This window comes from Mesorhizobium sp. B3-1-8, assembly GCF_006439495.1.
Lineage (GTDB): Bacteria > Pseudomonadota > Alphaproteobacteria > Rhizobiales > Rhizobiaceae > Mesorhizobium.
On record NZ_VFTK01000036.1, the window covers coordinates 64,400 to 76,056 of the forward strand.

Here is an 11,657-nt window from a genome sequence, read left to right on the forward strand (position 1 = left end):
GCGGCATTTCTAAGCCAGAAGATGCGCCAGCAGCGCACGCAATTGCGCAGGCTTTAGCGGCTTGCGCATCAGTTCGATGCCGGCTGCTCGCGCCGCTTTGGCAACGAGCTCGGAGCCGTCGGCGGTGACGATCAGCGCGGGCACCGGGCGGCCTAGATAGTCGCGCACTTCGGCTATCGTTGAGGTGCCGAGGTCGCCGCCGTCGAGATGCTGGTCGGCGATGATGATGTCGGGCACCCAGGCGGTGTCGCCGAGCAGGTCGAGCGCATCGTCGGTCGAGGTGGCGGCGCGCACCAGGCATTGCCAGCGCTCGAGCAGCGAGGTCATGGCCGAGAGCACGTCCATGTCGTTCTCGACCAGCAGCACCCTGGTGCCGAACAGGCCGTAACCGCGCGGCCGCTCCATGTCGGCGGCGGCCATCGCCGGCTCGGCCGTGGCCATGCCGACCGGCACGTCGATATGGAAGATGGTGCCGCGCCCGACCTTCGAGGAAAAGGTGATGGGGTGGCCGAGTGCCGCCGCCATGCGGCGCACGATCGCGAGGCCGAGGCCAAGCCCGCCGGCGAGTTCCGCATTGTTAAGCGTCGAGGTGCCGCGGTGGAATTCCTCGAACACCGCCTCACGCTGGTCCTCGGGAATGCCGCAGCCGGTGTCAGCGACGTCGATGCGGATGATGTCGCCGCGATGCCTGGTGCCGACCAGCACGCCGCCCGAGCGGGTGTAGCGCAGCGCATTGGAGAGAATGTTCTGCAGGATGCGCCTGAGCAGCGTGCGGTCGGAGCGCACCACCACGTTCACCGGCCTGAATTTCAGCGACAGGCTTTTCTTTTCCGCTTCGGGCAGGAAATCCGAGCGCAGCGAGGAAAACAGCGCCTCCAGGCTGACGTCGACGACTTCCGGTTGCACCACCCCGGCGTCGAGCTTCGAGATGTCGAGCAGCGTGCGCAAGAGGTCTTCCATCGTCTCCAGCGAGCGCTCGACCTGTCGGACAAGCTTCCTGCCTTCCTCGCTGGCCTGGACCTCGGCCAGCGCCGAGACCGACAGGTGCGCGGCGTTGAGCGGCTGCAGGACGTCGTGGCTGGCGGCGGCGAGGAACCTGGTCTTGGAGAGGTTCGCCAGTTCGGCGTTCTCCTTCGCCTCGCTGAGGTCGATGTTCGACTGTTCGAGCCGGCGCAGCGTCGCGTGCAGTTCCTCGGTGCGGTTGCGCACCCGGTTTTCCAGCGAGATGGCGGTCTGGAACAGCGAGAAGGCATTGCCCTGCTGGTCCATCGAACGCTCGACGCGGCTGACGAGGGCCGCGTTGATCTTCTTCAGCCTTTCGAGGTCGTTGATGTCGCGAAGCGGCATCTCGCTACTCGGCTGCCTGGGGCTCGCCGAAGGCGATGCCGGTAAAGGTCTGGTTGAGGTGCATCGAGCGGTACTGCTCGCCATAGGTGCCGAAGCCGATGACCTTGTTGGTCCGGTAGAGCTCCGAAATGTCCCGGTAAACCTGGCGGTTGCGCGCATCGAGCCGGCGCAGAACGCAGTCGAAGCCGAGGATCATGTCGATGCCGCCGAGCTTGCGTTCGGCATCCTGCAACGCGGCGCGCGTCGCTTCCACCATGTTCTTCGGCTGGGCGATGGACAAAACGACGCCATCGTCGATGGCGCAGAAGAACGACAGCGAGCCGTCGACATGCATGCGCTGGATGGAGCGGCAGTAATATTCGCCGGCCACTTTCACCACGACGGGATGGGAGGCGAAGCTTAGCGGCGTCAGCGCCTGCGCCACGGTGCCGACCGAGGCCGCGTATTCCTCCGCCGCGTTGGTGGCGTTGAATTCGCGCACGATGCGATGGTCCGGGTCGGACGACGTCACCACCAGCTTCTCGTCGGTCGGAATGAAATTGTCGGTCTTGAAGACGTGGAAGGGGATCTCGGTCGCGACCAGCACGATGATGGCGCTGTCGGACGTGACCTTGCCGTTCGAAATCAGGCTGGTCGTCTCGAATTTCAGGTCGTCGCCCGCCGAGCCGCCGATCAGCGGGATGTCGTCCAATCCCCAGTGGATGGCCGAGGTCACCGCTTCCTCGGCATAGGAAAGCCCGTCGATGAAGCAGAGGGCGAAGACGCTCTTCGCCCGTTCCTGGCCGGCGCGGCAGCGCAGCAGGCGCCGCAGTTCCACGACCTCGCCGGTGATCCCGTCCATGCCGGAGGAGGAGAGGTTCTCGACCATGGTGCTGACGGTCGAAAACGAGGCCGACGGCAAAAGCAGGGCAAGGGCATGCCCTTCCTCCAGTCCCTGCGGCGTGATTTCGCCGGCGGTCGAGCAGCCGGCATAGGGGAGCGACGGCGCATGGACCTTCAGCGCTTGCGCGAGCGCCGCCGCGTCGACCAGGCTTTGGGAGAAGAACAGAAGCGCAAAGCCGGCGTCGACGGCCACCGCTTCGGCCGCGATGGCGCGCGCAAAGGCATTCGGGTCGGGCTCATCCGTGGTGAGCGCCGAAAGGCCCGATGCATAGCGTGTGCTCGAACTGGCCAGCTGCCGTCTCCGCAATTTCCTCCAACGCTGTTTTGTGCGTGTCTTTTCTTATGCGTGTCAGGCACGCTTCGCGTCGAAGGCATCTTTGCCTTCAATCCCGGTTTTGGCAATGGGGCCGGTTGCTGCGCTGCACATAGCTTTCGCCATGATCGAAAGTACAATGGAACCGGCGCTGGCAGCGCTGTTTTGCCCGTTGTACGCTACCCGAATAACGCACTGCCGAAGCACAAGCGCGGCATTCGGCAATGACCAAGGTTGATACCCAGGGAGGTTGCATGTCGGACGTGTCGTTGACTGTGAACGGGAGGCGGGTCAGCGGGAACGCCGAGGACCGAACGCTTCTGGTGCATTTCCTCAGGGAACATCTCGGACTCACCGGAACGCATGTCGGTTGCGATACATCGCAATGCGGCGCCTGCGTCGTGCATGTCGACGGCCGAGCGGTGAAGTCCTGTACCATGCTGGCCGCGCAGGCCTCTGGCTCGACCATCGTCACCATCGAGGGGCTCGCCGACGGGGCCGAGCTGCATCCAGTGCAGGCCGCGTTCAAGGAGCATCACGGGCTGCAATGCGGCTTCTGCACGCCGGGCATGATCATGGCGGCGACCGACATGATCGCGCGCCATCCCGAGGGCCTCGACGAGGCGACGGTGCGCGCCGAGCTCGAAGGCAATATCTGCCGCTGCACGGGCTACCACAACATCGTCAAGGCGATCCTCGCCGCATCGGAGGCGATGGCGAAGGGCGCCAAGGGCAGGGCGAGACAGGCAGCTTAGGGAGTAGGCAGTAGGCAATAGGGAATAAGGCAAACGGCGATACGACCGCGAGCCCCTCACTACTGCCTAACCCCCTACTGCCTATTCCCTTAATTCCGGAGGAATTTCCGCAAATGGGTATCGAAGGCGTCGGCGCCCGCGTGGCGCGCAAGGAAGACAAGAGGTTCATCACCGGCGGCGGCCGCTATGTCGACGACATGGTGGTCCCCGGCATGAAACATGCCGTGTTCGTGCGCAGTCCGCACGCGCATGCGCAGATCAAGAAGATCGATGTGAAAAAGGCGCAAACGATGCCCGGCGTCGTCGGCGTGCTCACCGGCAAGGAGCTCAAGGCCGACGGCATCGGCAACCTGATCTGCGGCTGGATGATCCATTCCAAGGACGGCACGCCGATGAAGATGGGCGCATGGTCGCCTCTGGCCGTCGATAAGGTGCGCTATGTCGGCGACGCGGTCGTCATCGTGATCGCCGACACCAAGGGCCAGGCGCGCGACGCGGCGGAAGCGGTCGAGATCACCTACAAGGAATTGAAGGCCGTCGTCGACGCCACCAAGGCCATCCAACCCGGAGCGCCGCAGGTCCATGCCGAGGCAGAGAACAACCTGATCTTCGACTGGGAGCTCGGCGACGGCAAGGCGACCGACGCGGCGATCAGGTCGGCGGCCCATGTCACGCGCATGAAGATCGTCAACAACCGGCTGGTGCCGAATGCGATGGAGCCGCGCGCGGCTCTCGGGCACTACGACAAGGCGGAGGACCACTATACCTGCTGGACGACGTCGCAGAACCCGCATGTCGCGCGGCTGGTGATGAGCGCCTTCTACAATGTCGCGCCGGAAAACAAGCTGCGCGTGATAGCGCCCGATGTCGGCGGCGGCTTCGGCTCCAAGATCTACATCTATCCGGAAGAGATCGTCTGCCTGTGGGCATCGAAGAAGACCGGCGTTCCCGTCAAATGGGTCGCCGACCGCACCGAAAGCTTCCTGTCGGACGCGCATGGCCGCGACCATGTCTCGACGGTGGAGATGGCCTTCGACAAGGACAACCGCATCACCGGTCTGAAGGTCGACACGATAGCCAATCTCGGCGCCTACATGTCGCTGTTCTCGTCCTGCGTGCCGACCTATCTCTATGCCACGCTGCTGTCGGGCCAGTACAACATCCCGGCGATCCACGCCAATGTGCGCACCGTCTATACCAACACCGCGCCCGTCGATGCCTATCGCGGGGCAGGGCGGCCGGAGGCCACCTACGTGCTCGAGCGGATGATGGAAACCGCGGCGCGCGAGCTAGGCGTGCCGCCGGCGGAACTCAGACGCCGCAACTTCATCACGTCCTTCCCGCACCAGACTCCGGTGATCATGGCCTATGACGCTGGCGATTATAACGCTTCGCTCGATGCGGCGATGAAAGCCGCCGACTATGCCGGCTTCACCAAGCGCCGCGCCGACGCCACTAAGCAGGGCAAGCTGCGCGGCATCGGCATGAGCTGCTACATTGAGGCCTGCGGCCTGGCGCCGTCGTCGGCGGTCGGCTCGCTCGGCGCCGGTGTCGGCCTCTGGGAATCGGCGGAGGTGCGCGTCAATGCCGTCGGCACGATCGAGGTGCTGACCGGCTCGCACAGCCATGGCCAGGGCCATGAGACGACCTTCGCGCAACTGGTCACCCAGCGCTTCGGCGTGCCGATCGACTCGGTCTCGATCGTGCATGGCGACACCGACAAGGTGCAAATGGGCATGGGCACCTACGGCTCGCGTTCCGGCGCCGTTGGCATGTCAGCTATCGTCAAGGCCCTCGACAAGATCGAGGCCAAGGCCAAGAAGATCGCCGCGCACCTGCTCGAAGCGGACGAGGGCGACATCGTCATCGAGAATGGCGAGGTCAAGGTCGCGGGCACCGACAAGAGCCTGCCTTGGTTCCAGGTGGCGCTTGCCTCCTACACCGCCCACAACCTGCCGGCGGGCATGGAGCCCGGGCTGAAGGAGACGGCCTTCTACGATCCGTCCAACTTCACCTTCCCGGCCGGCTGCTACATCTGCGAGGTCGAGATCGACCCCGAAACCGGCACGACAGAGATCGTCCAGTTCGTCGCGGCGGACGATTTCGGCAACATCATCAATCCGATGATCGTCGAGGGGCAGGTGCATGGCGGCATCGCCCAAGGCGTGGGCCAGGCGTTGCTGGAAGGCGCGCATTACGACTCAAGCGGCCAGCTTCTGACGGCAAGCTACATGGATTACACCATGCCGCGCGCGGGCGACCTGCCGTCCTTCAAGGTCTCGACCTCGAATACGCCATGCCCTGGCAATCCGCTCGGCATCAAGGGCTGCGGCGAGGCCGGCGCCATCGGTTCGCCGCCGGCGGTCATCAACGCCATCACCGATGCGCTCGGCGTCGTCGACATCGCCATGCCGGCGTCGCCCGCGACGGTGTGGGCAACCATCCGCGCGACGAAGCACTGAGGAGGAACGAGCATGTATTCCGTCAACTACCATCGCGCTTCCTCCGTCGCCGACGCCGCCAGGCAACTCAAGAATGGCGACGCCAAGCTGCTCTCCGGCGGCATGACACTGATCCCCGCCATGAAGACGCGGCTCGCGGCGCCCTCGGACCTCGTCGACGTCTCGCGGCTGAAGGACCTGCAAGGCGTCAAGGTGTCCGGCAAGACGGTCACCATCGGCGCCGCGACGACGCATTACGACGTCTCCACCGACGACAAGCTGAAGAAGGCCTGCCCGGCGCTTGCGCATATGGCATCCCTAATCGGCGATCCGGCGGTGCGCTATAAAGGCACGATCGGCGGCTCGATCGCCAACAACGATCCGGCCGCCGACTATCCGGCCGCGCTGCTGGCTCTGGACGCGACGATCGTCACCAACAAGCGCGAGATCGCGGCGGACAAATTCTTCAAGGGTCTGTTCGAGACGGCGCTGAAGGAAGGCGAGATCGTCACCGCGGTAAGCTTTACCGCTCCGGCCAAGGCGGCCTACCAGAAGTTCCGCAACCCGGCTTCGCGCTACGCCATCGTCGGCGTGTTCGTGGCCAAGGGCAAGGACGGCGTGAGGGCGGCGGTGACCGGCGCCGGCGAGGACGGCGTTTTCCGCTCCAAGGAAATCGAGGCGGCGCTGGCGAAGAATTTCGACGTCGCGGCGCTCGGCGGCCTCAAAGTGTCGGCAAAGGGGCTGATGAGCGATATCCATGCCTCCGCCGACTACCGCGCCAATCTGATCGCGGTGATGGCGAAGCGCGCCGTGGCCGCCGCCAACGCCTGAACGCTCTCAGCCTGGGTGAAGGAAAGGGGCCCTCGCGGCCCCTTTTTCTTTTGTATTCGCAACGACTTGGCGGGAATACCTGAGTATTCGCGGTTTCGCACTTGCACAATAATATCCCGCACTGCAAAATGACTACGGCGGGAATACCAGACGGTCCGAGACGCGGGCAACGCTTCGCATCCGGACCTCGAGTTGCGAAGGCACGGTATGACCGACATCTCCGCAGCGTCCGTTGTCCTGCCGCGGGCCGCAATCGACAGGGAAGCCAGGACAAGACTGGCCTATCTCGACGGCTGGCGAGGCCTGTCGATCGCGATGGTGCTGATCGGCCATTTCTTTCCGGTCCCGGGACTCAATCTCGGTGTGCTCGGCGTCGAGTTCTTCTTCGTGCTGAGCGGCCGGCTGATGGGCGAAATCCTGTTCATCGAGCGCTTTCCGCTGAAGAAATTCTTCAAGCGCCGCTTCTCGCGCATCTATCCCGCGCTGCTGGTGTTCGTGATTGCCGCCATGATCGGCCTGACCGGAACCTTCATCGCCTTCAAGTGGAAGGCGGCGCTGACGGCGCTGACCTTCACCTACAATTACGCCGGCATCCTGATCACCCGCGCCGGCGCGCTCGACCACATCTGGTCGCTCTGCGTCGAGGAGCATTCCTATATCCTGCTCGCGCTGATCAGCGTGGTGGTTACCGGAAGAACGAACGTCGTGCGGCTGCTGGTCGTGCTGGCGCTGCTGGCAATGGCCAACGGCGCCATTTCGTACGGGGTTCTCGGCATGGGCTACGAGGCCACCTACTGGCGGACCGACGTGCATATCGCCTCGATCCTGCTGTCCGCCGCGATCTGCCTGCTCAAGGCCGACGGGCGCCTGCCGGCTTTCCTGCAAAGCCAGCATGTGGCGCTGGCGGCGGCGGTTGGCGGCCTGTTGCTGTTCCTCGATCCGGTGCCGACCACGATCCACTATCTTGTCAGCGTGCCGCTGCTGGCGCTCGCCGTCAACACGCTCGACTTCGCCGGCGGCTACCTGACGGGGCCGCTGTCGTCGCGGCCGATGGTGATGCTCGGCCTGTGGTCCTATTCGCTCTATCTCTGGCAGCAGCCTTTCTACAAATTCGTCGATGAGAAGGGGAGCGCAGCGATCCCGATGCTGGCGGCTGTATTCGCCTGCGCGCTGGCCAGCTACTACATCGTCGAAAAACCCGCACGCGGCTGGCTCAACCGCAACTGGTGAGATCAGGTTCCTGTGGCGTGCCTTCGGGGATGTCCCAGCTTTCGTCGAAGCGGAAGACATTGCTCGCCATGATGTCGCCCCCAGCCAGCGGGGCGGCTATATTAGTTGCGGCTTGTTTTCCTGGCCAGCAGCGTTCGGAAGCGCCGTTCAGGCGGCGATGGGCTTCGCCCAATAGCGCACCGATTTCTTGCCGCCGTGGATCACCGCGTCGCCGACCTCGGCGAAGCCGAGCGCTGCGTGGAAGGCGTCGGAGGCCGGGTTGGGGGGATCGGCATTGACCTCGCAGGTGACGATGGTGTGGCCGGCGAGGCGGGCCTGCTCGAACAGGTCCTCATAAAGCCGGCGGGCATGGCCGCGGCCGCGGGCGTCCGCGGCCACGACGACGCGATCGACATAGACGAAGCGCGGATAGCGCTCGCGAAACCAGAGGAAGTTCGGACTGTCGTAGTTTGCATCCTGGTCGAAGCACATGATGAAGGCTTCCAGCGCGCCGATGCGGCGGGTGTAGAATGCTTCGCTGAGCAGGAATGAGAGCCGTTCCGGCTCGAGCCAGGACAACTCCGCCGCATGCTCGTTGTTGAGGGCGAGGATGGCGGCCTCATCGGCGGGCGAGACCTGTTCGATCGGCAACAATTCCTTGCTCATCGTCTTCGCCATCAGGCTCTCGCGGCCGCGATCGTCGCCGCCACCTTGGCTTGGTCGGTCACCGTGTTGCGGTATTCGCGATCGAGGTCGGCGCCGCCCATGCCGACATTCGGGTTGCGGTAGCGCATGGCGCTCGGCACGTCCGCCAGTGCTGCGAAATGCATCTCGGTCAGTCCGGTCCGCCTGCGCACCTCGCCGATCGTGTCGGGCGCGAGGGCGCCGCAACCGAGGATGATGATGCGCGCGCCCGCCTGGCGAACGAGCTCCGCCAGAAGCTCGACACCTTCGACCGCCGTATCGCGCTGGCCGCTGGTCAGCACGCGACCGACCTTGCAGCGGATCAAGGCTTCGAGCGCCTCGACCGGATCGCGCGTCATGTCGAAGGCGCGATGGCAGGTGACGTTGAGCGGGCCGGCAGCCTCAACCAGCGCGCTCATGCGCGCTTCGTCGATGGCGCCGTCGGCGGTGAGGCAGCCGACGACGACGCCGGCCACGCCGAGCTCGCGAAGCGCTTCGACATCGGCGAGCATCGAGCGGTATTCGGCCTCGCTGTAGAGGAAATCGCCGCCGCGCGGACGCACGATGACATGAAAGGGGATGGTCGCGCTTTCGAGCGCGGCGCGCACCGTGCCCATGCTCGGCGTGATGCCGCCTTCGATGAGGCTAGCGCAGAGCTCGACCCGGTCGGCGCCGGCGGCCTGGGCGGCAAGCAGCCCGTCGATGCCTTCGACGCAGATTTCGATCAGGGGTTTTTGCGTGTCCGCCACCGGTTTCCATCCATGCTTTCGACGAGATGCGCAGCCCTAGCATCGGGCGGGTCGCCGCGAAAGCCGCAACGATCGGTCCAGCCATGTAGGTGCTTGACAATGCATAACTGCAAGGTTATGGATAACTCATAACTGAGAAGTTATTGATTGATGCGAGCCCTGTTGGCCAAGGAGACCGGCGATGGAAGCAAGATTGAAGAACCCGGTGATGCTCATTCCCGGCGCACTGCAGGCGCTTCTGGCGCTCGACAAGTCGACCGACGCCGGCGACGTGCCTTATGTGACACGCAAGCTCATTCATCTGCGCGCCAGCCAGATCAACGCCTGCGCCGTTTGCGTCGACATGCATGCGCGTGAGCTGAAGAAGGCCGGCGAGAAGGACGAGCGGATTTTCGCCGTGTCGGCATGGCGGGAGACGCCGTACTTCAACGAAGCCGAACGCGCGGCGCTTGCGCTGACGGAAGCCGCGACGCGCCTGGCCGATCGTTCCGACGCGGTGCCGGACGAGGTATGGGACGAGGCCGCGCGCCATTATGACGACAAGGCGCTCGCCGCCCTGGTGATCCAGATCGCGCTGATCAATGCGTTCAACCGGCTGAACGCCACCACGCGGCAACCGGTAGGCGCCTGGGGGTGAGGCGAGAGGCGGGTGCCCGCTTCGAAGCCGGCGCTTCGCCGGCTACTGTTTCAGGATCGTGTTCTTGGCGCCTTGCTCGACCTGGTCGATCACCAGAAGCTTCACCGGATCGGCACCGATATTGGTGGCCTGATGCCACTGGCCGATCATCTCGACGATGAAGTCGCCGGTCTTGTAGGTGTTGGCAGCACCGGTCTCGACATTGGTCACCTTGAGCGTGCCTTGCTCGACATAGGCGTAGCGCGGGAAGGGGTGCTTGTGCACAGGCAAGGTCGCCCCCGGAGCGATCTGGTAGGACGAGACCTGAACCTCGACGTTCTTCTGCGGCAGCGTGATCGGCTGGCCCGACGCGGTCGTGGTCTTCGAAGCCAACGTCGTTACCACGACCGGCGTATTGCTGCTGTCCAACGCGTTGGCCGCGGTCGCATGGACGGTGGCTATCGCCAGCAGTGCCGATATCGTGATGTTGCGCATGGTCCCCTCCAAAGTTGCCGCACCATCGCCCGACGGAAATTGACGCGCAAGCATCCTTTTGCACGTCAGGTTTCGGGCGCTGCGGTCTAAGCTGCTCTGGAAGACGTGAAGGCCCCGGACATGCCGGGGCCTCAGTACTGTATCATCGCCTCAGCCGATCGGCCGGCTGTTTCGCTGTGCGATGGAAATCAGGGACGTGCCGGGAAGGTGATCCGGCGGATCAGCTCGGTACCTTGCCGCCGTTCTTCTTGCAGTCCGAGCGGAACTTCTCGCGATCCTTGCCGTGGAGGCCTTTTTGATCCGCGAGCGTCGAGCATTGCTTCGAGATCGCGGTCTTTTCGGGCGTCATGGCGGTTTTCGGCTTCTTCGTGGTTGGCGCCGTGGTCGTTGTCGTGGTGGCGGCGGGCGTGGTTGTCGTTGTCGACATCGCCGCCATGGCTCCGGTGGTGACAAATCCCGCGAGAGCGATAGAGGCAAGAACACGTGCTGCGGCTTTCATTGCGATCTCCATTGTTTCGAGTTTCCCCCAAGCGGGGGGCTAGCATCGGACTGAGGCTCCACCGTGCCGAGCCGCAGCGCGGGGTGGACACTTTGTCGTTACCGGGAGTGGCGCTTGATGAGCACGCATCACGTTGCGGTGAAACACTCCAGGCCGCTCTGTCACACAGCGGGGCTGTCCTGCTGTTTGCCAGGCCCGGGCTTCGGCGCCCGGAGCAGCAAGGTGAACGGCACGAGCAGCGCCGTCGCTATTGCGCAATAGAAGAAGACGTCGACATAGGCGAGCAGTGAAGCCTGGCGACCGATTTCCTGTCCGATCCAGCCGACGGCCTGTTGCCTGGCCTCGATCAGAGGCGAGCCCTCGGCGACGAAATGGTCCGTCACCTGGCGGAGAGTCTGCTGATAGGCCTCGCTCGACTGCGCCGTGTGGCCGACCAGCACCGACTGATGCAACTGGGCGTTCTGGGCGATGACAGTGTTGGACAGCGACACGCCGATGCTGCCGCCGATGTTGCGGGCGACATTGATCAGCGAGGATGCCTGGTCGGTCTTTTGCGGCGGCAGGCCGACATAGGCGGCGGTGGAGATCGGGATGAACAGGAACGGCAGGCCGATCATCATGTAGATGCGCGCATAGGCGAAGAAACCGAAGCTGGCGTCGGGCGTCAGCGAGGTCATGTGCCAAAGCGCGACCGCGATCACCGACATGCCCATCATGATGAGATAGCGCGGCTGAACGACACCGGCCGCAAGGCCCGAAATCGGCATCAGCATCAGCATGGCGATGCCGCCCGGCATCATCGACAGACCGGAAAGGGTGGCGGTGTAGTCGAAGGT

General features: G+C 64.3%; 11 protein-coding genes and 1 pseudogene. 5 read left to right on the forward strand and 7 right to left on the reverse strand.

The window, feature by feature from the left end:
* Positions 1-9: 9 nt before the first annotated feature.
* Positions 10-1,347, reverse strand: coding sequence for a hybrid sensor histidine kinase/response regulator (locus FJ424_RS26950; RefSeq protein ID WP_140659774.1), 1,338 nt, complete (start codon positions 1,345-1,347; stop codon positions 10-12).
* Between the two features lie 4 nt (positions 1,348-1,351).
* On the reverse strand, positions 1,352-2,536 hold the full coding sequence (locus FJ424_RS26955) for an FIST signal transduction protein (RefSeq protein ID WP_140659775.1): 1,185 nt from the start codon (positions 2,534-2,536) through the stop codon (positions 1,352-1,354).
* A 260-nt stretch (positions 2,537-2,796) separates the two neighbouring features.
* Between FJ424_RS26955 and FJ424_RS26960 the strand changes: the two genes are divergently transcribed.
* The 4 genes from FJ424_RS26960 to FJ424_RS26975 all read left to right on the forward strand — a co-directional run bounded on the left by FJ424_RS26960 (position 2,797) and on the right by FJ424_RS26975 (position 7,799).
* A complete protein-coding gene (locus tag FJ424_RS26960) occupies positions 2,797-3,297 on the forward strand; it encodes a (2Fe-2S)-binding protein (protein WP_140659776.1) in 501 nt (166 codons plus the stop codon).
* Between the two features lie 113 nt (positions 3,298-3,410).
* Positions 3,411-5,759 (forward strand): xanthine dehydrogenase family protein molybdopterin-binding subunit, encoded by a 2,349-nt coding sequence (locus FJ424_RS26965; protein WP_140659777.1) that lies wholly within the window; start codon positions 3,411-3,413, stop codon positions 5,757-5,759.
* Between the two features lie 12 nt (positions 5,760-5,771).
* Positions 5,772-6,569 carry a xanthine dehydrogenase family protein subunit M gene (locus tag FJ424_RS26970; RefSeq protein ID WP_140659778.1) on the forward strand — a complete coding sequence of 266 codons (798 nt, stop codon included), beginning with the start codon at positions 5,772-5,774 and terminating at the stop codon, positions 6,567-6,569.
* A 207-nt stretch (positions 6,570-6,776) separates the two neighbouring features.
* The gene (locus tag FJ424_RS26975; protein ID WP_140659779.1) at positions 6,777-7,799 is read left to right on the forward strand and encodes an acyltransferase; all 1,023 of its coding nucleotides are present in this window, start codon (positions 6,777-6,779) and stop codon (positions 7,797-7,799) included.
* 147 nt (positions 7,800-7,946) lie between these two features.
* Here the strand turns inward: FJ424_RS26975 and FJ424_RS26980 are convergent, their stop codons facing one another.
* Positions 7,947-8,456, reverse strand: coding sequence for a GNAT family N-acetyltransferase (locus FJ424_RS26980; RefSeq protein ID WP_181181740.1), 510 nt, complete (start codon positions 8,454-8,456; stop codon positions 7,947-7,949).
* Positions 8,456-9,211, reverse strand: coding sequence for a copper homeostasis protein CutC (locus FJ424_RS26985; RefSeq protein ID WP_140659780.1), 756 nt, complete (start codon positions 9,209-9,211; stop codon positions 8,456-8,458). Before FJ424_RS26985 ends, FJ424_RS26980 begins: the two co-directional genes overlap by 1 nt.
* Positions 9,212-9,392: 181 nt before the next feature.
* Here FJ424_RS26985 and FJ424_RS26990 point away from each other — a divergent pair, with 181 nt between their 5' ends.
* Complete coding sequence (locus FJ424_RS26990) at positions 9,393-9,848, forward strand: carboxymuconolactone decarboxylase family protein (RefSeq protein ID WP_140659781.1); 456 nt, start codon at positions 9,393-9,395, stop codon at positions 9,846-9,848.
* A gap of 42 nt (positions 9,849-9,890) precedes the next feature.
* Here FJ424_RS26990 and FJ424_RS26995 read toward each other — a convergent pair whose 3' ends face one another.
* The 3 genes and pseudogenes from FJ424_RS26995 to FJ424_RS27005 all read right to left on the reverse strand — a co-directional run.
* Entirely contained in the window at positions 9,891-10,322 is a 432-nt protein-coding gene (locus FJ424_RS26995) for a cupin domain-containing protein (RefSeq protein ID WP_140647696.1), read from the reverse strand.
* 220 nt (positions 10,323-10,542) lie between these two features.
* Positions 10,543-10,821, reverse strand: coding sequence for a hypothetical protein (locus FJ424_RS27000; RefSeq protein ID WP_140659782.1), 279 nt, complete (start codon positions 10,819-10,821; stop codon positions 10,543-10,545).
* A gap of 161 nt (positions 10,822-10,982) precedes the next feature.
* A pseudogene (locus FJ424_RS27005) lies at positions 10,983-11,657 on the reverse strand (EmrB/QacA family drug resistance transporter); the annotation flags it as partial.